Origin of the sequence: Nonomuraea cypriaca, assembly GCF_015645445.1 — a bacterium.
Taxonomy (GTDB): Bacteria; Actinomycetota; Actinomycetes; order Streptosporangiales; family Streptosporangiaceae; genus Nonomuraea; species Nonomuraea cypriaca.
Map to the genome: position 1 here is coordinate 16,509 of NZ_JADOGI010000043.1, position 20,072 is coordinate 36,580.

At 69.1% G+C, this 20,072-nt stretch carries 20 protein-coding genes; 4 read left to right on the plus strand and 16 right to left on the minus strand.

All coding sequences use genetic code 11. The features are described from left to right. Window positions 1–14 precede the first annotated feature (14 nt). The gene (locus tag ITP53_RS16555) at window positions 15–1,289 is read left to right on the plus strand and encodes a site-specific integrase (RefSeq protein WP_195896282.1); all 1,275 of its coding nucleotides are present in this window, start codon (window positions 15–17) and stop codon (window positions 1,287–1,289) included. Window positions 1,290–1,304: 15 nt separating this feature from the next. Here ITP53_RS16555 and ITP53_RS16560 read toward each other — a convergent pair whose 3' ends face one another. From ITP53_RS16560 to ITP53_RS16580, 5 genes are read right to left on the minus strand one after another with little or no spacing between them, the layout of a single operon-like run. Beyond that, window positions 1,305–2,039 (minus strand): M15 family metallopeptidase, encoded by a 735-nt coding sequence (locus ITP53_RS16560; RefSeq protein WP_236050870.1) that lies wholly within the window; start codon window positions 2,037–2,039, stop codon window positions 1,305–1,307. A gap of 30 nt (window positions 2,040–2,069) precedes the next feature. After that, window positions 2,070–2,510: a universal stress protein gene (locus ITP53_RS16565; protein WP_195896283.1), complete on the minus strand. Its 441-nt coding sequence runs from the start codon at window positions 2,508–2,510 to the stop codon at window positions 2,070–2,072. 49 nt (window positions 2,511–2,559) lie between these two features. After that, on the minus strand, window positions 2,560–2,796 hold the full coding sequence (locus ITP53_RS16570) for an SPW repeat protein (RefSeq protein WP_195896284.1): 237 nt from the start codon (window positions 2,794–2,796) through the stop codon (window positions 2,560–2,562). Further along, on the minus strand, window positions 2,793–3,212 hold the full coding sequence (locus ITP53_RS16575; RefSeq protein ID WP_195896285.1) for a hypothetical protein: 420 nt from the start codon (window positions 3,210–3,212) through the stop codon (window positions 2,793–2,795). The genes ITP53_RS16570 and ITP53_RS16575 overlap by 4 nt, the downstream gene beginning before the upstream one ends. After that, complete coding sequence (locus ITP53_RS16580; RefSeq protein WP_195896286.1) at window positions 3,212–5,017, minus strand: MDR family MFS transporter; 1,806 nt, start codon at window positions 5,015–5,017, stop codon at window positions 3,212–3,214. Before ITP53_RS16580 ends, ITP53_RS16575 begins: the two co-directional genes overlap by 1 nt. Before the next feature lie 93 nt (window positions 5,018–5,110). Between ITP53_RS16580 and ITP53_RS16585 the strand changes: the two genes are divergently transcribed. The 3 genes from ITP53_RS16585 to ITP53_RS16595 all read left to right on the plus strand — a co-directional run bounded on the left by ITP53_RS16585 (window position 5,111) and on the right by ITP53_RS16595 (window position 8,267). Next, window positions 5,111–5,671 carry a TetR/AcrR family transcriptional regulator gene (locus ITP53_RS16585; protein ID WP_195896287.1) on the plus strand — a complete coding sequence of 187 codons (561 nt, stop codon included), beginning with the start codon at window positions 5,111–5,113 and terminating at the stop codon, window positions 5,669–5,671. Between the two features lie 140 nt (window positions 5,672–5,811). Beyond that, window positions 5,812–7,176: a glycoside hydrolase family 6 protein gene (locus ITP53_RS16590; RefSeq protein ID WP_195896288.1), complete on the plus strand. Its 1,365-nt coding sequence runs from the start codon at window positions 5,812–5,814 to the stop codon at window positions 7,174–7,176. Between the two features lie 110 nt (window positions 7,177–7,286). Further along, complete coding sequence (locus ITP53_RS16595) at window positions 7,287–8,267, plus strand: LLM class flavin-dependent oxidoreductase (protein ID WP_195896289.1); 981 nt, start codon at window positions 7,287–7,289, stop codon at window positions 8,265–8,267. Window positions 8,268–8,292: 25 nt separating this feature from the next. On the opposite strand, the gene ITP53_RS16600 is transcribed toward ITP53_RS16595, so the two are convergent. From ITP53_RS16600 to ITP53_RS16650, 11 genes are all read right to left on the minus strand, one after another. Further along, on the minus strand, window positions 8,293–8,730 hold the full coding sequence (locus tag ITP53_RS16600) for a hypothetical protein (protein ID WP_195896290.1): 438 nt from the start codon (window positions 8,728–8,730) through the stop codon (window positions 8,293–8,295). Window positions 8,731–8,739: 9 nt separating this feature from the next. Continuing rightward, window positions 8,740–9,816: a DUF6745 domain-containing protein gene (locus tag ITP53_RS16605; RefSeq protein ID WP_195896291.1), complete on the minus strand. Its 1,077-nt coding sequence runs from the start codon at window positions 9,814–9,816 to the stop codon at window positions 8,740–8,742. Between the two features lie 221 nt (window positions 9,817–10,037). Further along, on the minus strand, window positions 10,038–10,430 hold the full coding sequence (locus ITP53_RS16610; RefSeq protein ID WP_195896292.1) for an LppU/SCO3897 family protein: 393 nt from the start codon (window positions 10,428–10,430) through the stop codon (window positions 10,038–10,040). A gap of 148 nt (window positions 10,431–10,578) precedes the next feature. After that, window positions 10,579–12,846, minus strand: a complete 2,268-nt coding sequence (locus tag ITP53_RS16615) for a discoidin domain-containing protein (RefSeq protein ID WP_195896293.1) — start codon at window positions 12,844–12,846, stop codon at window positions 10,579–10,581. 65 nt (window positions 12,847–12,911) lie between these two features. Further along, the gene (locus tag ITP53_RS16620; RefSeq protein WP_195896294.1) at window positions 12,912–14,033 is read right to left on the minus strand and encodes a peptidylprolyl isomerase; all 1,122 of its coding nucleotides are present in this window, start codon (window positions 14,031–14,033) and stop codon (window positions 12,912–12,914) included. Continuing rightward, a complete protein-coding gene (locus tag ITP53_RS16625; RefSeq protein WP_195896295.1) occupies window positions 14,030–15,436 on the minus strand; it encodes an alpha-L-fucosidase in 1,407 nt (468 codons plus the stop codon). The genes ITP53_RS16620 and ITP53_RS16625 overlap by 4 nt, the downstream gene beginning before the upstream one ends. After that, a complete protein-coding gene (locus ITP53_RS16630) occupies window positions 15,433–15,624 on the minus strand; it encodes a DUF6903 family protein (RefSeq protein WP_195896296.1) in 192 nt (63 codons plus the stop codon). The genes ITP53_RS16625 and ITP53_RS16630 overlap by 4 nt, the downstream gene beginning before the upstream one ends. Window positions 15,625–15,637: 13 nt before the next feature. Further along, window positions 15,638–16,531 carry a carbohydrate ABC transporter permease gene (locus tag ITP53_RS16635; protein ID WP_195896297.1) on the minus strand — a complete coding sequence of 298 codons (894 nt, stop codon included), beginning with the start codon at window positions 16,529–16,531 and terminating at the stop codon, window positions 15,638–15,640. Between the two features lie 10 nt (window positions 16,532–16,541). Then, window positions 16,542–17,456 (minus strand): carbohydrate ABC transporter permease, encoded by a 915-nt coding sequence (locus ITP53_RS16640; protein ID WP_328814732.1) that lies wholly within the window; start codon window positions 17,454–17,456, stop codon window positions 16,542–16,544. Window position 17,457: 1 nt separating this feature from the next. Further along, window positions 17,458–18,780 carry a carbohydrate ABC transporter substrate-binding protein gene (locus tag ITP53_RS16645; RefSeq protein WP_195896298.1) on the minus strand — a complete coding sequence of 441 codons (1,323 nt, stop codon included), beginning with the start codon at window positions 18,778–18,780 and terminating at the stop codon, window positions 17,458–17,460. 192 nt (window positions 18,781–18,972) lie between these two features. Beyond that, window positions 18,973–19,992 (minus strand): LacI family DNA-binding transcriptional regulator, encoded by a 1,020-nt coding sequence (locus ITP53_RS16650; RefSeq protein WP_195896299.1) that lies wholly within the window; start codon window positions 19,990–19,992, stop codon window positions 18,973–18,975. Between the last annotated feature and the right edge of the window lie 80 nt (window positions 19,993–20,072).

Consider the following 20,072-nt stretch of genomic DNA (forward strand, 5'->3'; position numbering starts at 1 on the left):
TTGAGGACCGATGGATGCGGAAGGCGCGCGGCCCGGACGGCAAGATCCTGCGCGACGACGACGGTAAGCCGGTTCTCGAGCGGGATCCGGCCCGGTACGGCAAGGGCTCCCGGTGGCGGCTGCGGTACGACGGGCCGGACGGCCGCGAGCGCAATGAGTCGTTCGGCAAGAAGGTGGACGCCGACAACCGCAAGAAGGTGGTCGAGGCCGACCTGTTGCGCGGCACGTACATCGACCCCGACGCCGGGAAGATCACCTTCAAAAAGCAGGCCGAGGAGGTCATCGACAACCGTACGCTCGATCCCGGCTCGCGCAGGAAGATGCGGGAGCGCCTCGCCAAGCACGTCTACCCGGTGATCGGGGCGAAGGAGATCGGCCAGCTCTCGCGGCGGCCCAGCATGCTGCAGCAGCTCGTGAAGCGGCTCGAAGCGGCCAAGCTCGCGCCCTCGTACATCGACGTCATCATGACGCACGTCGGCCTGGTGTTCTCCGTGGCGATCGAGGACGAGCTGATCGTCAAGAACCCGCTAAAGTCGAGCACGGTCGTGCTGCCGAAGGTGGTCAAGAAGAAGTTCGTCCCGTGGACGGCCGATCAGGTGCTGGACATGGCCGACGTGCTACCGGCCCGATACCAGGCCGTCGTGGACACGGGCGCCGGCATCGGCATGCGCCACGGCGAGATCTTCGGATTCAGCCCCGACGACGTCGAATGGTTGCGCGGCACCGTGGCGGTCAACCGTCAGATCAAGCTGCTGAACGGGACGCTGATCTTCGCCCTGCCGAAGGGGGAGAAGACGCGCGAGGTACCGCTGTCGGAAGGGGTCAAGGTGACCCTCGCCGAGCACATGCGGTTGTTCCCGCCCATCGAGGTGACCTTGCCGTGGGCGGACGTCGACGGAGACCCGGTCACGGTCCGCTTATTCTTCGCCAACACCCTGGGCGGTCCCGTACATCCGGTCACCTTTCGGGAGGTGTGGAACAAGGGCCTGGAGAGGGCGGGCATCGTGCCGAGGCTCGCGACCGGCGAGAAGCGCGGTAACCGCTACCGGGAGCACGGCATGCACATGCTCCGCCACTACTTCGCCAGCGTGCTGCTGACGGACGGGGAGAACCCCAAGGCGGTCGCCGACTGGCTGGGCCATGGGGACGGCGGGGCGCTGCTGCTGCGGACGTACGCCCACCTCATGCCGAGGTCTGAGCAGCGGATGAGGAAGACCATCGACGCCGCGCTGCGGCGGCCCGGTTCTGCGGCTGACGGCCCACAGACGGCCCACAGGGGGGCCGAATGAGCGTTTACGCAGGTCTTACCCGCCGCCCTTGGAGAAGTGCTGGAAGTCCTTCGTGCCCGACCAGTAGCCGCCCCACTCCCAGCCGACCTGGGCGAAGGCCTTGACGACCTTGTCGCCGGGGTTCACGACACCTTTGCCCTTCGTCGGGCGCTTAGTGAACTTTTTCGCATTTTCGTGCGCTGTGCTGCCGCTTGCAGTGACATATGGGTTTTCGCGGGGGTTGATGTCGATTGCTTCCCCGTACGCGTGGTTCGACCAGTTGCTCGATCCGGTGGCCCGGCGGCAGTTGAAGGCCGAGGTGTTGTCGGCCTCGATCGAGTCGAAGTCGTCCGCCTTGTACGCGTCCACCAGCTTCATCTGCTTGATCGGCCAGCGCCAGTCGTACAGCTTCCTGAAGACCGTCACGACGTCGTCGGTCACCGTCTCGCGGACGACCAGCTCGCCGGTGTGCGGTTTGTCGTCGAAGCCCCAGTACGTCATTGTGATCAGCCGCAGGTCCCGGAGGTGGACCGGGCAGCCGGACTGCCAGGAGTACGGCACGCGGTCGCGGGCGACGCGGGAGACCTTGGCGCTGAACTTCGGCGGCGCGGTGGGACTGGGTGTAGGACTCGCCGCTACGGTGGCGGACACAGGCGCGGCGGAGGATGTCGCCGCCGTCTCGGTCATCGAATCGGGCGAGGCGACCGGCTCCCGCGCGCCGCACGAAACGGACGCGAGCACCACGAACGCCATGGCTGCTGTACGTTTCATGTCTGTCACCATATGCGACGTACAGGCTGGTCAGGGCACTATCAACACAGTATGCCGCGCCCGCTTGGCCAGCCCGACCGCCACCGAGCCTCCCCAGGACGAGCGCGAGCGCCCCACCACGATGGCGTCGGCCATGTACGCGCTGGCCAGCGTCTCCAGCTGACGGGCTGCGTCTCCCCGCACGCTGACGAACCGCCAGGGCACACCCGCGTCCCTCAGCTCCTCCTTGAGATCCTCGGTGAGGTCGGCGGCGGAGTCGGGGATGATCGGCGACCCGGCGAAGAACCACAGCGCCGCGGTGTTGAGCGACTCCACGAAGACGACGAGCAGCGCGGCCTGGTCCCTGCGGGCGAGCCCGGCCGCGTACGCGAGCGCGTTGCGGCTCGGGCCGGAGCCGTCGAACCCGACCACGAGCAGGCCCGCGCCGTCCTTGCCGATCTCGAATTCCCCTGCTGGGAGCCGGCCGGCCACCGGCTCCCATCTCGGGTCTGTGCTACCGCCGGACACGGCATGTCTCGCGTCAGGCGTCGGCGTGCTTGCCGCGGTGGGCCAGCTCGCGCAGGGCGTCGGCCGCGTAGATCACGAGCGACACGAACGCGAGCGCGGCGACCGAGCCGCCGACCCACAGGTCATTGATCGTCGCGTCCACGTAGATCGCGCCCCGGGGCTGGTAGCCGACCGCGAACGGCGCGACGACCAGCCAGAGGCCGCCCAGGAACAACAGGACGAGGGCTGATACGCCCAGTTTCGCCTTCATCGGGTCTCCTCCACTCCAACCAGGGATGACTTTCCGTTCCTGCGGTGCTCGCCGGAGTTGTTCAGGTCCTCGCGCAGCGCCTCGACGAGCGGGGCGAGCAGGGCGGCCAGTTCGGCGGAGGACGTCTCCTGCGTGGCGGGCACAGGCTCGGGCGCGGGCTCCGGCTCGGCCTGACGCTGCCGCACCTCCACGAGCCCGCGCGCCACCAGGTCCTGGTAGATCGCCATGACGAAGGCGGCCACGCCGACCAGCCCCACGACGGCCACGCCGAGCCCGGTGAAGAACTCGGTCGTGGTCGGGTCCGTCCAGTCGGAGTCCTCCGGCTGGGTGCCGAGGGCGAAGGGCGCGACCATCAGCCACAGCCCGGCCAGCACGGCCAGGGCCGCCGCGACGGCGCCCACAAACTTGCGGATCATTAGGTGATTCCTCCGGTTACAAGATCTTTCCGTGGTGGCGTGGCCTGCGCGATCAGCGTCCGGGAGGTGGGCCGCAACACGTTCTGCGCGACCGATCTGGCACGCTCGGGCTCGGAGCGGCCGTCCTCTGGCGGCGCCATCCTGGCGACCGCGCTGAGCAGCGCGGACGGCCGGCCGTTCGACCGCTCGACACGCTGCGCGACGAGCTCGAGCAGCAGTCCGGCCAGGACCAGGTCGTCCTTGCTGAGCGGCTTGGCCGTGGGCGCCGGCGCCGAGGTGCCGCGCAGCGGCAACTCCTTGAGGAAGATCGTGGCCACGAACCCGAGCAGCGCGATGGGCACACCCACCATGAACACGGTCTCCAGGCCCCGGGTGAACGACTCCAGCACGATGCTCTTGATCGGCTCCGGCATCTGCTGGATGACGTCCGGGCTGCCGAGCTGGACGTCCGAGCCACCGGGCAGCGAGATGTTCGCGGCGGCCAGCATCTCCGTGATCTCGCTCTTGAGCCGGTTCGTCAGGATGGCGCCGAACGCGGCCACGCCGACGGCGCCGCCCAGCGACCGGAAGAACGACACGCCCGACGTCGTGGACGCCATGTCGCGCAGCTCGGAGCCGTTCTGGGCGGCCAGGATGAGCATCTGCATGGACAGGCCCAGGCCCACGCCGAGCACCGCCACGTCGGCACCGATGAGCCACTGGCTGGAGTCCACGTGCAGCCTGGACAGCATGAACAGCCCCAGGGCCACGATCAGCAGGCCCGCGACCGGGAAGATCTTCCACCTGCCGGTGTTGGTGACGATCTTCCCGGAGATCACGCCGGACAGGAACAGCGCAGCCACCATGGGCAGCGTCATCAGTCCTGAGTCCGTCGGACTGAGCCCCTTGACGATCTGCAGGTACTGCGGCAGGTAGATCATCGCGCCGAACATCGCCATGCCGACGAACAGCGAGGCGACGCTCGTGAGTACGAACGTACGGTTGCGGAAGAGCCGCGGCGGCAGGATCGGGTTGCGCGTGGTCCGCTCGCACAGCACCGCGAGGGCCAGCATGAGCAGGCAGGTCGCGGCCAGGAGGTAGGTCCAGACCGAGTTCCACTCGAACTGGTTGCCGCCCAGCGTCAGCAGCAGCATGAGGGCGCTCGCGCTGGCCGTAATGGTCGTCGCGCCCCAGATGTCGATCGAGGTGCTCCGCTTGATCTTCGGCAGCTTCAGCACCTTCTGGATCACCAGGAAGGCGACCACCGCGAACGGCACCACGACATAGAAGCACCAGCGCCATCCGAGCCAGTCGGCGTCCACGATGAACCCGCCGAGCAACGGCCCCGCGACCGTGGAGATCCCGAAGACCGCCCCCATGTAGCCGGAGTACCGGCCGCGCTCGCGAGGCGAGACGATGTCCCCGAGGATCACCTGCGAGAGCGCCGACAAACCACCCACGCCGAGGCCCTGTACGGCGCGCGCCGCGATGAGCTGGCCCATGTCCTGAGACAGGCCGGCCACCAGCGAGGCCGCGACGAACAATCCCAGAGCGGTCTGGAAGAGCAGCTTGCGCCCGAATACGTCGGACAGCTTGCCCCACAACGGTGTGGACACCGTCATCGTCAGCATGGTCGCGGAAGCGACCCATGGGTACTCATCCTGACCGCCGAGTTCCCCCACGATCGTCGGCAGTGCCGTGCCCACCACCGAGGTCGAGATCATCGACGTGAGCATCGCGAGCATCAGCCCGGACATGACCTCGAGGATTTCGCGGTGAGAGTAGTGCCGTGTCGCGGGGGACGCGGTCTGTGCCTGGGCTACCAAGACACCACGCCCCCTTCACATTTATCCGAGTTGAGTATACGCGCGTTTACTAGCCGCGCGGCAAGTGGGGTGCGCCTTCAGTAGAGTCGGGGCATGAATGCCGAGGTGACGCGGGCGAGGCCACGTGACCGGGCGGCCACCCGCGAGCGGATTCTGCAGGCGGCCCGCACGTTGTTCGGAGAGCAGGGCTACGAGCGGGTGACGGTCCGGATGATCGCGGCCGCCGCCGATTCCAACATCGCTCTGGTGGGCCGCTATTTCGGCTCCAAGGCCGGGCTGTTCGGTGCGGTGCTGCAGGGCGAGCCGACGTTCAGCGCGTTGTTCGAGGGCGGCACGGAGGGCCTGGCGCGGCGGCTGGCGGAATACGCCGCAGAACGCATGCAGCACCCGCCGGACAGCCCGATCCTGCGCGCGCTCGAGCGGTCGGCGGGGCATCCCGAGGTCCAGGGCGTGGCGCGCGAGCGCCTGGTCACGGCCGTGCTCAACCCGCTGGAGGCCCAGCTCAGCGGCCCCGACGCGCAGTCCAGGGCGCGCATGGCCGCGGCCGTCTTTCTCGGCATCGGCGCCACCCGCCGCCGCCTCGGCCCGCAGCCGCCCACCGCGGCCGACGTCGACCGGCTCACGAAGGTCTTCGAGGCGTGCCTGGCCGAGTGAAAGTTTCACCTCCTGGATCCGGCCTGACCTGCGGTTACGGCTTGGGGAGCGATCGGAGGTCTTTGAGCGGGCGGTGATGGCTACCTACCATCCGGTGTGCCGGTGGGAGCGCTCCCACACGACGGACGGAGTGAATCCTCATGTCTCGCAGAAGGTCCACGTTGGCGGTGCTCCTCACGGCGGCCGCCATGGCCGCGGCGGGTGCGGTCGTCCTGTCCTCCACCGCCCAGGCCGCCGACTCCGCTTTCTACGTGGATCCGCAGAGCAACGCGGCCAAGTGGGTGGCCGCCAACCCGGGCGACAGCCGTACCTCGGTGATCAGGGACCGGATCGCGGCCGTGCCGCAGGGCCGGTGGTTCTCCACGTACAACCCCGCCGCCGTACGGAGCCAGGTCGACGCGTACGCCGGCGCGGCCGCCGCCGCGGGCAAGATCCCCATCATGGCCGTATACGCCATGCCGAACCGCGACTGCGGCGGCCCGAGCGCCGGCGGCGCGCCCGACCACAGCGCCTACCGGGCCTGGATCGACCAGATCGCGTCCGGGCTGGGCGGCCGGCCCGCGACGATCGTCCTGGAGCCGGACGCGCTGGCCATCATGTCGAACTGCATGAACGCGAGCGAGCAGGCCGAGGTGAAGGCGTCCATGGCATATGCGGGCAAGAAGTTCAGGGGGACGTCGTCACAGGTCAAGGTGTACTTCGACATCGGCCATGACGCCTGGTTGTCCCCCTCGGAGGCCGCCTCCAGGCTGACCGGCGCCGACGTGGCCAACAGCGCGGACGGCATCGCGGTCAACACCTCCAACTACCGCGCGACGCCGGGGCTGGTGTCGTTCGCCAAGAGCGTCATCGCGGCGACCGGCGTGTCCAGGTTGAAGGCGGTCGTCGACACCAGCCGCAACGGCAACGGCCCGTCGGGCAGCGAGTGGTGCGACCCGCCCGGCCGGGCGACCGGCATCTGGAGCACCACGAACACCGGCGACGCGGCGGTCGACGCCTACCTGTGGGTCAAGCCGCCGGGTGAGGCGGACGGGTGCATCGCGGGGGCCGGGCAGTTCGTGCCGCAGCGGGCGTACGACCTGGCCGTCGCCGCCCCGCCGGCCACCGGGACCCCGACGGTCACGCCGACCGTCACCCCCACAGTGACGCCCACAGTGACGCCCACGGTGACGCCGACTGTCACGCCCACCACCGGACCTGCCGGGTGCACCGCGACGTACAAGGTGGCGAGTCAGTGGCAGGACGGCTTCCAGGGTGAGGTCACCGTGAAGAACACGGGCACCGCCTCGATCGCCGGCTGGCGGGCCGGCTGGACGTACCAGAACGGGCAGACGATCTCGCAGGTCTGGAACGGCACCCGGACGGGGACCGGCGGTTCCGTCACCGTCACCAACCTCGCATGGAACGGCTCCCTGGGCGCCGGCGCGACGACCACGTTCGGCTTCGTCGGCGCGCACAACGGGCAGAACACCGCGCCGTCGGCCCTCACCTGCACCACCTCCTGACGTTCCACGGTCCCCCGCGACGCGTCGCGGGGGACCGGTCATGAAATAAGGGCGCCTTCGCGGCTGTTGCACACAGCCAGATCAGCTCGCTCTGCGAAAGGCGCGTACCCATGGCTCTGCCGCTGTCCATCCTTGATCTGGCGCACATCGGCGAGGGAGAGACGGCGAGCGACAGCTTCACCGCCAGCGTGGCCCTGGCCCAGCGGGCGGAGGAGCTCGGATACCAGCGCATCTGGTACGCCGAGCACCACAACATGGACAGCATCGCCTCGTCGGCCACGAGCGTGCTGATCGCCCATGTGGCCGCTCACACCCGGACGATCCGCCTCGGAGCGGGTGGCGTCATGCTCCCGAACCACGCCCCGCTGACGATCGCCGAGCAGTTCGGCACCCTCGAAACCCTGCATCCCGGGCGCATCGACCTGGGTCTCGGCCGGGCGCCAGGCAGCGACCAGCAGACCATGCGGGCGCTGCGCCGTACGCCCTCGTCGGCGGACGCCTTCCCGCAGGACGTGCTGGAGCTGCAGGGATACCTGTCGGGCGAGTCGCGCATCCCCGGGGTGAACGCGACGCCGGGCAAGGGGACGAACGTGCCGCTGTACATCCTCGGCTCGTCCCTGTTCGGGGCGCAGCTCGCCGCCGCGCTCGGCCTCCCTTACGCCTTCGCCTCCCACTTCGCGCCCGCCGCGCTCGAGGAGGCCGTCGCGATCTACCGCCGCGAGTTCAAGCCGTCGGCGCAGCTGGAGCGGCCGTACATGATCGCCGCGCTCAACGTGATCGCGGCGGAGACGACGGAGGAGGCGCAGGAGCAGTTCCTGGCGATGAAGCGGCAGCGGGTGGTCAGGTTCCTCGGGCGGGGGCGTTCGTTCACGCAGGAGGAGGCCGACATGATCCTCGAGTCGCCGGCCGGGCAGCAGATCCTGCAGATGGCCCGCTACTCGGCGGTCGGTGACCCGGGCGAGGTCAAGGCGTACGTGGACGACTTCGCCGAGCACGCCGGCGCGGACGAGCTGATGGTCGCGTTCTCCGCGCCCGACAGGAAGGCGTGGATGCGCTCCGCCGAGCTCCTCGCCGGCGTGCACGGCATTTGAGTCAGCCGCCGATTCAGCCGCTGCTTCAGTCGGCCACCAGCCGCGACCGGCGGCCCTCGCTCTCGCGCTGCCGCCGCACGACGTACGTGCCCGGCGCGCAGCCCGAGGCGCCGTGCTCGGGGTGCAGCAGGTAGACGACCGCCGACGCCTGGAACATGCCGATCGCCAGCCGGTCGGTGTCCATCACCCGGGTCGTCCACCGGCAGGCACCGGGTTCGGCGACGAGGGTGTGCGGGTTGCCCCCGGCCGCGCCGCGTAGCAGCTCGACTCCCTCGGGCGGCACGTCACTCCAGGGGGCGTTCGGCCACAGCGTGACGAGTTCGTCGATGACGTGGTGCGGGATGACGATGAGGTCGCCCTGGGCCTGGAGGCCGTCGACGACGGGGATGCTTACCGACTGCTCGAGATGGTCGAGCACGGTCAGCCCGGTTTGCTGGGAAAGGGTGGCGAGAGTCACGTTCATGGGATCACCTCAGGTTCGTCGTAGAAGTCTGGAGTACTGCTCGGCGGACAGCCCGTAGGTCCAGCCGGCGGCGGCGAGCGGATCGGTGAGGAAGCCGGGCACGGTGAGCCCGTACCTGCGGCGGCGGCCGTCGCGTTCGACGGACCCGTTGACCGCCAGGAGCACCTTCGTTTCCTTGCGCATGTCGTAGAGGCGCAGCTCGGAGCCGGGATTGCCGGGGTCGGGAGCGGTGGCGACCAGGTGCAGCCCGGCTTGTTCGATGTAGGCGTCCCAGCCGATGCGCTCGATCGCGCACCGCCTGACCTCGACGTTGGGCTCGTCCGTGATCCGCTGGGCGGCCGGGTCCTTGATCACCCAGTCGGGCACCTGCGTGCCGTGCCAGGAGTACAGGTCCCATCCGTCTCCGTACGAGATCGCGGGAGCTTCTGGGTGGTGCAGCCGCACCACTCCGGTGTCGTCCGCCATCTCGGTGTGCAGCGTGACGGGCCGCTCCGAGACGACGCACACGCCTTCCCAGGGCCACCACCAGCCGCAGGACCTGGCCGCAGCGGCCCACAGACCGAGGTGTCTGTCCTGCTCGGGGGTGAACCGCACCCCTGCGAGCCGGTGCAGGGCGTCGTAGTGGGCGATCCAGGAGACGCACTGGGTGGTGTACCAGGACGTCGCGGGGTTGAACGGTGTTTCGTGCGCCGCCCGCAGCGGCGGGTGGAGTGAGCTGGTGACGGATCGGGCCAGCGGGCCGCGTACCTGATAGCGGATCACCTGGTCGAACGGCTGCTGCGCCGGCCTGATCCGGCTGTCGAGCTCGCGGTGGAGCCGATTCGCCGACCAGCGGAGGCGGTACGGTAGCGGCCGCTCGGAGACGGGCCGGTCGGCGTCGCGCGGCCGAACGCCCGGGGGGACGGTCAGCAGGGCGGCGAGGGGTGAGGAGACCCAGTGGAAACGCGGTGGGGCGAGCCCGACCAGGTCGTACAGCCCGGAGATGGCGGCCTCGGCGGCCGGTCGGTCGGCGGGCAGCGTCGACAACGCCCAGCCCAGCCATTGTTCGCGGATTTCTGCAGCATCCCGCTGCACCAGAAAGCTCACCGGAGAAGGGTGGCTTCGTCCTTTCCAACGATCATGTGACAAATAATGACATGTCGGCGTGGGCGGTGTCCACTACCTTTGCTCGGTGAGGACCTGACCGGCCGGGACGTTCCAGCCGTCGAGCAGCACCCGGCGCCGCTCGCGATGCGGGCCCGGGCCGCCCGCCCGTGGCGTCAGGCGGCCCGAGGTGCGAATCTCCCGATCATGACGACGCCGAAGGGCTACTTCTTGGGGGCCAGGCAGAGGACGTAGCCGGTCTTGCCCTCTTCGCCTTCCCAGAACGACTGCTCCGCGTCGGGGAAGGCCGAGCACATCTCCCCCTCTTCGTCCGCCTCCCACTCCTGCTGCGTCTTGGACTCGATCCGTCCCGCGACCGTGAGCGTGGCGGTGGAGTCGGCGCATTCGACGACCTTGAGCTCGTTGGCCGTGGCGCCGGCCATGCAGTCGCCGGCCTCGGCGGTCGTGGGGGCGCCGGTGAGCTGGTTGTAGACGTAGGCGCCGCCGGCGAGGACGACGGCGCCGATGGCGTAGGCGACGACGCGCTTGCCGAAGACCTTGCCCGCGCCTGCGACCTTCTGGCCTGCTGTGGCGGGCTGCTGGGGGGTTTCTGTCATGTCTCTTTTCCTGCTTAGGGACGATATTCGAGGCATGAACTTACAGGGAACTTATGGACCCCACCGGTTTTCTCACTATTTGACCGTCTGACGTTACAAAAGGCCCTCCGGGTCGTGATCCCGGAGGGCCTTTGAAAAGGGAGGATGCCTATGCGCCGGTGTGGTGGACGGCGATCTCGGTCAGTGTCGGGGTGTACTGCTCGGTGGGGAGTTGCGCGGTGAGCGCCACCCGGAGCCTGGAGGTCGTGACGTCGCCGAAGCCGGTCACGGACAGGTCGTGTCCGATGCCGTCGGCACGGCTCGCGAATGTCACCCAGGAGCCGGTCCCGGCGTCCCATCGCTGGAGTTCGAACGACTGGACCCGCGGGTTGGTGCCCGAGTCGGTGTACTCGTCGAGGTACACCTCGTCGAAGGTGGTGTCCGCGCCGAGGTCGACGTCGAGCGTGATCGGGTAGGCCGCGTCGTCGGCCGCCGCCCAGCGGGTCGCCGGGTCGCCGTCGGTCAGGTTCGCGGCGCCGAGCGTGCCGTTCGCGCCGGGGTGGGTCGAGCTCGCGGTGACCGGCTTGCCGAGGGCGAGGTTGTCCCGGTCGTCGCCCGGCTGGTCCTCGATCGGGTCGTCGTCCACCGGGTCGGTGACCTTCTTGCCGACCCGGCTTTCCGCGATGCCGATGTCCGGTGCGTCGCCGTAGTAGAGGTGGGTGCCCAGGAAGTCCTCGGCGCCCAGGTGCGGGTTGTACCGGCCGGCGTCGATGAGCGGCGAGTTCCCGCGCAGCCTGAAGTGCGCCGCGGCCTTACCGATCCGGTCCACGCCCGCTCCGGTGACGTACTTGGCCGGGTCGCCGACGAACTTCGGGTCGGTCCGCAGGGCGGCCGGGTCGGCCGGTTCCTGGGTGGAGGGGGTGCCGCCCGCCTCGTAGTAGTCGTTGTTCGAGAACACCGCCTGGCGCAGGGCGCCGGTTCTGCGGTACCAGGTCGTCGGCTTGGTCGTGGAGGCGTTGTAGAAGATGTTGTTCAGGAAGTAGACGGGACTCAGGAACGTCTCGTCGTGTACGTAGTCGAGGTCCGCGCCGTCGTACACGAAGGTGTTGTTGGCGAAGTAGGTCGGCGAGTAGTTCGTCGACAGCATGTTCTTCACGAGTACGCCGTTGTCGTTGACGCTGAGGTTGTAGCGGGCGACCGAGTCGGAGCTGTTCCCCATGTACGCCATCCACCCCGCCGCGTTGTCGTGCGAGTAGTTGAACTGGTACGTGACGTTGAAGTTCGTGTACTCCAGGTCCCACGGGGTGCCGTCGAACTCGTTGTCCGGGCCGCCGTACACCTCGTTGTACTGCATGACCGAGTCCGCGCCCGCCCACAGATAGAGCCCGCAGGACACCGCGTCGTAGCGCTCGAGGAACCCGTTGACCTCGTTGTACTCGACCAACATGTTCTTGGTGTTGGCCAGCTGGATCGCGCCCTGGCCGATGCTCTCCGCGTAGTTGTGGCCGATGTAGACGTCACGGCTGTAAAGGTCGCGGGTGCGCACCCAGAGCTGTTCCCAGCCCTCGTGGAACTTCCCGCTCTCGTCGTACTCGCCGGCGTCCCGTCCGTCGGCGCCGAACCAGTTGAACGCGAACTGAACGGCGTGCAGCTCGACGTTCACGAAGGTGTTGTCCTCGATCCTGACGTCCTTGAAGTAGTGGCCGCCGGTGCCGTACTCCTTGTAGCCGTGGTCGCCGAAGACCTGGAAGTTGACCCCGCCGTAGTGGATCTTCTGCCAGGTGCTGGGGCCGTCGAGGTCGTGGACGTACACGTCGGAGACGCGGAAGTGGTCCATGACGCTGTCCGCGCCCGCAGGCAGGAGGTCGGCGTTGATCGAGACCGAGATGCCGTCGCGGACGTAGGTCCCGGTGGTGATGTCGGTCGCGAAGTCGTCGTCGTTCGAGAGCTCGACGTTGTTGATCTCGAAGTACTGCTGGTTGCGCAGCACGATGGCTCCGGTCAGACCGACCGTCTCGGGGTTCTTCGTGCCGTTCGCCCGGAAGGGGCTCGGGATCTTGCCGTTCGTCGCGATGTACGGCCTGCCGGCGCGCGGGTCGCCGTACGCCGAGATGATGATCGGCTTGCCCGCGCCGCCCGAGCCCTTAGGCCACAGCTGCTCGTCCTGCCACTGCTCGCCGGCCTTGAGCAGGATCCGGTCCCCGGGCCTGAACGTCGTCGCGTTCACCTTGGCCAGGCTGCTCCAGGCGGTCTCCCGCGAGGTTCCCGACGCGTCGTCGTGACCGTTCGTGGCGTCGACGAAGTAGTCCGTGCCGCCGGCCGCGTTCGGCGAGTTGCCCGGCAGGCTCGGCTTCGCGGCAGCGGGGGCCGCTGCGGCGGACGCCGGGGGAGCGAGCGACCCCGCGAGCAGCGTGGCCAGCAGGGCGGTGAGGCCCATGCGGAGCACCCGTGCCAAAGGTCGGCGTGCCGGCGCGACGGGGGGTGGTGCGGAACCGACAGGTTTCACTGCTGTACATCCTCTGTGTTGATGGCTTCCACCGCCGCCGTGTCGACCTCGATGTCGCTGTCGTCCACCCGGCGCTGGAGGAACTGGTTGAACTTCTCCTCCACGAGCGACTGCCGGATCCGGCGTGAGTAGTCGGCGAACGCCGCGTCCTCGTCGACGGTCCTGCTGTCGAGCTCGTAGTAGGTGATCTGGCCGGTGCCCGGGACCGGGCCGGAGATCTGGCCAGGTGAGAGCTCGCCGAGCACCGTCATGAGCTCCTGGTCGTGGGCGGCCGAGCCGCCGCCGTGGTGCGTGGCGGTCGTGAGCCGGGCGCCTAGCTCCCGGTCCGCGACCTGCGCCAGCCCGTCCGCGGCGGCGACCCGCCGCTGGACGCCGGCCGCGTGGTCCGCGGAGGCGCCGTCGGGCACCGGCACCACGAGCTTCCTGTACGTGTACGTGGTCGCGTTGGCGCTCCAGGCGTCCCTGTCGGCGTCGAACGCCCGCCGGACCTCGGCGTCGGTGACCCGGAGCGGGCCGTCCGCGCTGAGCCGCTCCTTCAGCAGCGTGGTCAGCTCGGTGAGCCGGTGCGAGTAGTACTCCTCGGGCGCGAACTCCGCGACGCCGTAGACCACCTCGCCCCTGGCGATGGCGCCGGCCCGCCGCTCGTTCTCGCCGGCCAGTTCGGCGAGGAAGTCCTCGTGGTCGGCTGAGCCGATCAGTCCCTGCTCCTTCGCCAGGATGAGCGTGCTCTTGTCCCGCCAGATCTCGTCGAGCGCGCGGGTCGCGAGCCGCTGGAGCGCGGTCCTGTCGCCGGCCTTCGCGGTCCAGTCGATGGCGCCGCGGAGGCCGTACTGGGTGCGTAGCTCGTTCTGGACCTTCGGCGAGAGCCGCCGCATGTGGAAGAGCAGCTCGTCGTGGGTCACGGCGTGCCCGTCGAGGGAGGCGACCTCATCGGTGCGCTGGGTGAGCACCACGACGGCGGCCACCAGAGCGGCGAGCGCGACGCACACACCGGCGACCAGGACCACGGCCCGCCGCCGCGACGGCCGCCTCGCGGCGCCCTTCCCGGCGCCCTTCCCGGCGCTCTTCGCGGGGCTCTTCCCGGCGCTCTTCGCGGCGCGATTCGTGGTGACTTTCATGAGATCGCGGCCACGCGGGCGACGACGGGTGTGTCCCTGGCCTCGGTGATCTCGACCATGACGGCGTCGGCCTCGGTCGGCGGGAACGTCAGGATGCGCTGGTAGCCCACCGCGTTCGCCTCGGCGAGCGTCGTCCACCGGCCGTCCCTGCGGCCCCGTACGACGATGTGCTCGATGCGCTGCCCCCACGTGATGTCCTCGCCCACGACGATCGCCTCGACCAGGTGGGGGCGGGTGAACGTGAGCGTCACGCCGGGCCGGAGGTCGGCGGCGTCCGGCCGCCACGGCATGCGCCCCCTCCCCGGCCACGCCGTCGCGACGTCGCCCGGGGTCCCGGACGACACCGACGCGGTCGCCTCGGCGCGCCGGGCACGGAAGCCCTCGATGCGCCGCCCGAGCCGCTCCAGCACGGCCACGTCGGCGTCCCGCAGCCGCCCGTCACGGGCCGGCGGGACGTTGAGCAGAAAGCAGGAGTTGCCCCCGACGGCGTGCAGGTAGATGTCGAACAGCTCGTCCACGGAACGGACCGCGCCGTCCTCGGCCGGGTGGTGGAACCATCCGGGCCGGATCGAGGTGTTCACCTCGGCCGGATACCAGACCAGGTCGTCCTCGTGCCCCGCCAGAGCGGCGCGGCTGCCGAGGTCACGGTCGTCGCTGCGGACGAGCCGGGCGAAGGCGCCGTCGTCCGCCTGCTGCGAGCGGTCCGCGATCCGCTCCGCGTCCTGCAGGCCCCGCGGGACCACGCTCCACTCGTCGGGGCGGGTGTCCCCGGCCTCGTTGCCGCACCAGCGGACGTCGGGCCCGCACACGCTGATCACCGCGTCCGGCTGCAGCTCGCGGACCACGGCGTAGTACCGCTCCCAGTCGTACACCTGCCGCCTGCCGTTCGGGCCCTCGCCGTTCGCGCCGTCCAGCCACACGGAGAACACCGGCCCGTACCGGGTGAGCAGCTCGGTGAGCTGGGCGATGTAGAAGTCGTCGTACGCGGCTCCGCTCCCGTACGACGCCTCGGTGCGGTCCCAGGGCGACAGGTAGATCCCGAACCGCAGGCCGTGCCGCCGGGCCGCCTCGGCCACCTCCGCGACGACGTCGCCCCGGCCGTCACGCCAGGGCGAGGAGGCGACCGTGTACGTCGTGACGTCGCTCGGCCACAGGCAGAAGCCGTCGTGGTGCTTGCAGGTCAGGATCACACCGGTCATCCCGGCGCTCTTGAGCGACCTGATCCACTGGTCGGCGTCGAGTCCGGCCGGGTCGAACGCGGCCGGGTCGTCGTGCCCCTCGCCCCACTCCCGGTCCGTCATCGTGTTCATGCCGAAGTGGACGAACCCGTAGAACTCCATCGCCTGCCACGCGACCTGGCGCTCACTCGGCCGGACCGCGGCCGGCGCCCGCCCGTCCGTCATCGAAACCTCCGGTTGTACGCGGCCAGTACGGCCAGCAGCCCCGCCAGCGCGCAGAGCATGATCGCGAGGCTGCCCCACCCGACGGTCGTCCTGGCGACGACGACGACCACGACGCAGACGGCCGCGACCAGTGTCCTGGCGGTGACGAGCAGCACGCCGCGCGTCGATTCCTTCATGAGGTCCTTCACGAGGTTCTCCTTGTCAGCCCTTGACGCCGCCGGATGACATGCCTTCGATGAGTCGGCGCTGGATGAGCGCGTAGAGAATGAGCACGGGGACGATGACGATGACCATGCCGGCGTAGAGACGCCCGTAGTCGGCCGCCGCCTTCTGCGCGGTCATCAGATTGAGCAGGCCGACCTGCAGCGTCTTGCCCTCGCCCGGGAGGAGGGTGAGCGCGATGATGAAGTCGTTCCAGTAGGCCAGGAAGTTGAACAGGATCACGGTGATCACCGCAGGGCGGGCGATCGGCAGCATGACCCTGGTCATGATCTGGAACCGGGACGCCCCGTCGAGGGCGGCGGCCTCCTCGAAGGAGGCCGGTATCGACCGGAAGTACGCGGTGAGCAGGTAGATGGTGAACGGGATCGACGTGGCCGCGTACACGAGGGAGAGGACCCCGGGGTTGTCGATGAAGAAGCCGCCGGGGAGCACGTCGACGAGCGCGCGGTCCCAGCCGACGAGCATGAGGAAGATCGGCACGACGATGTAGTTGACGTTGACGAACAGCCCGGCCAGCAGCGCGACCTCCACGACGCCGCGGCCGCGGAACTCGTACCGTGCGATGACGTAGGCCGCGGGCACGGAGACCGCCAGGACGAACACCAGCGCGAGCAGCGTGACCAGCACCGAGGTGAAGAAGTACTGTCCCATGTGCGCGGTGACGAACGCGTCGACGTAGTTCTGGACGTGCAGGCCCTCAGGCAGCACCCAGGGGCTCCCGTAGAACTCGCCCTTCTGCTTGAGCGAGGCGAACAGCACCCAGGCGACCGGCACCGCGATGACGACCGCGATCGCGGCGACGAGGACGTAGGTCAGCGCCCGGCCGATCCTCGGCCGGTCGCGGCGGGCGCGGGGTGGGTTGATCGTGGTCATGGGGCTGTCCTCAGAACTGGAGGGGCTCGCGCCGCGTCGCGCGGCTCACCAGCAGCGACACGAAGAACGAGAACGCGAAGATGACGACGCCGATGGCCATGCCGTAGCCGTACGACGAGTTCGTGTACGCCTGCTTGTACATGTAGCTCAGCAGGACCTCGGAGGAGCCGTCGGGACCGCCGCCGGTCATCGCGCGGACCAGGACGAAGCTGAGGTTGACTGCGCTCATGACGAAGAACGTCAGCGTCGTGCGGAGGTTCTGCCAGATGAGCGGCAGGGTGATGGCGAAGAACTGCCGGGTGGCGGACGCGCCGTCGATCCCGGAGGCCTCGTAGAGCTCCTCCGGGATGCTCGCCATGCTCGACATGTAGAGGACCATGTAGTAGCCGAGCGACTGCCAGACCATCGCGATCGCGAGGGACCAGAGCACGAGCTGCTGGTCGCCGAGCCAGACCTGCTGCAGGCCGTCGAGCGACAGCAGCCGCAGCGTGCCGTTGAGCAGGCCGTTCTGCTGGTCGAAGACCGCGGAGAAGATCGCCGCGATGACGACCACGGACAGCACGTTGGGGATGTAGAGGACGAACCGGTAGACGCCCCGGCCCCGCAGCCGTTGCCTGGTCATGATCGCGGCGAGGAACAGGCCCATGCCCATCGTCACGACGGTCACGACGACCAGCAGCGCGACGGTGTTCTGGAACGCGCGCACGAACTGCTGGTCGTCGAGGAGCCGGGTGAAGTTGTCGAGCCCGACGAAACGCATGTCAGGGGAGAAGCCGCTCCAGGTGTAGAACGACATCCGGAACACGTTCACGGTGGGGACGACCATGAACGCCACGAAGAGCACGAGCGCCGGCAGGAGGCAGGCGAGCACGAAGCCGCCGTTGCCGCGCCGGCGGGCCGGGCGCGACGGTTCGCCGCCGGGCACGTCAGCTGCCCGCCTGGCGCAGCTTCTCGCTGGCGTCGTCGAGCGCGCTCTGCCACTGCTCCTGGGTCTTGTCGCCGCTGATGATGCTGTTGGCGGTGTCGAAGAGCGTGGCCTTGATGTCGACGCCCTCGACGGGCGCGGTGCCGGCGAACCCGCCGACGAGCGCGGTGACCGTCGGGTCCTCGTAGACCTTGTAGAACTCGGCGTTCTCCCCGGACAGGCTGCTCACGATGTCCTTGATGGGCTGGATCGCGTTCGACTTGGCGAAGATCTTCGCCGCCGCGTCGGAGTACAGGTAGGCGATGAACTCCTTCGCCGCGTCCTTGTTCTTGGCCGCGCTGGGGATCCAGACCGACTCGACGGACGTCGTGAGGTAGCGCTTGCCGCCCTCGGCAGCCGCCGGCAGCGGTGTCAGACCCCACTCGAAGCCGTCGGCGCGCGGGGCGTCCGCCATCTCGCCGACGATCCAGGTGCCGTTCGGCATGAACAGCGCCTTGTCGTCCAGCACCGACTGCTGGTTCTTGGTGAAGTCCTGTTCGTTGGCGTACCCGACCGTGGTGGGCGCGGCGTGGCCCAGCAGCCGGGTGGCGATGTCGAGCACCTGCTTGGCCTGCGGCGTCTGCCAGACGCCCTGCTTGTACGTCATGACGTCGTTGTAGAACTGCTCCCCACCGACGTCGGCGAGCAGCGCGAAGAAGAACGAGTCGAGATACCCGGCCGTCGGGTACGTGAACAGCGAGATCCCCTCGGCCTTGGCCTTGTCGCCGAGCGCGAACATCTCGTCCCAGGTGGCCGGGACCTCCCAGCCCTTCTCGGCGAACAGGCCCTTGTTGTAGAAGAGCCCGGTCGGCGCGTAGTACATCGGCATCAGGTACGTCTGGTCCGTGCCGTACGGGTTGGTGTTGAGGTTTCCGACGATGCCCTCGGTGAGCTTGTCGCCCACGGTCTTGTCCTCGCCGGGGACCTTCGCTTGGAGCACGGGCGTGAGATCCTCCAGGGCCTTGTCCTTGACGAGGGTCTCGGTGAGCGCGGCCTTGCGGCCCTGGCCGAGCACCACGACGTCCGGATACCGCCCGGCCTTCATGTTCGGGGTGATCTCGTCCTCGATGCTCTTCGAGATCTGCAACTGCACGTCGACGTCGGGGTGCGCGGTCTCGTACGCCTGGATGACCTGGGTGTACATGTCCCTGCCGTAGCCGCCTTCGAGAGCGGCGACGCTCAGGGTGGTCTTGCCGGAGTCCGAGCCGTCCCCGCCGGACGAACAGCCGGTGAGCAGCCCGAGCACCGTGGCCACGGCGCCCGCCAGGACGAGTGATCTCCTCATGATTCTGGGATCCTTCCCGTGGACGTCTGCCCACCTGGGTGCGAGCGGAATGAGTCCGGTCCGGTCACGCCGCCGTGACACCACGTCACCGGCCGGGGATCTGGATCACTTGGCCGATTCCGGACCTTGTTACGATGGCATCGATAACATGGAACACGCAAGTGGCACTTTTGAGGAAGGGCCGCCTGTGGTTCATGGGGAGCGCGGGGGCGCCGTCGAGTCGCGTACCGACAGTGACGGGGAGGCGACGGACGCGTCATCGGCGTCGTCGCCCTGCAGCAACAGGGCGACGGCGGCCACGCCGGAGCGGTAGAAGTCCTGCCGTACGGTGGTCAGCGGCGGTGAGCAGTAGGCCGCCAGGGCGATGTCGTCGACGCTCACGATCGACACGTCGGCGGGCACCGACCGGCCGTGCTCACGCAGGGCGCGGACCACCCCGAAGGCCATCTCGTCGCTGGCGGCGAAGACGGCGGTGACGTCCGGGATCCGCGCGATGATCTGTCCCTGCCGGTAGCCCGAGTCCGGCGACCAGTCGCCCTCCAGCGGGGGCGGCGCCTCGATCCCGGCCGCGGCCAGGCACTCCTGCCAGCCCTGCCGCCGACGGCGCGCCTCGATCCACTCGTCCGGGCCCGAGACGTGCCAGACCTGGCGATGCCCGAGGTCGAGCAGGTGCTGGGTGGCGAGGTGGCCGGCCTCTTTCTGGTCGATCCCGAGCACCCGGGCGCTGGAGGTGCGCGAGCCGTCGAGCGTGACGGTGGGGATGTCCCTGGTGATGTCCTCCATCTTCTGCGTCACGGAGATGAGCGGCACGGCGATGACGATGCCGTCGACGCCCTGGTCGGCGAGCTTGGACAGGGATCGCTCCATCAGCCCGGTGTCGAGCCTGGCGATGGTCGCGATGCTCACCGCGTAGCCCGCCTCGCCCGAGGCCGCCTCGACCCCGGCGGTCACCGCCGAGCGGGAGTAGTAGCCGCCGGACTGCAGCAGCACGAGCCCGATGGTGTGGCTGCGCCCTGAGGAGAGCACCCTGGCGGCGTTGTTGAAGCGGTAGCCGAGTTGCTCCACGGCGGAGAGCACGCGTTTCCTGGTCTCCGGGTTGACGTTCGGCGAGTCGCGCAGCGCGCGCGAGACCGTCTGCGCCGACACCCCGGCGGTCCTGGCCACGTCAGCCATGCTCGGCTGCCTCGTGGGCCGCTCGGTGGCCTTGGTCATGGCGCTCCTCTCTCGCGGCCGGCCCGCGATGTCGTCACACCCGATCATATCCGCCTTGTTACATATGGCATCGATAACAT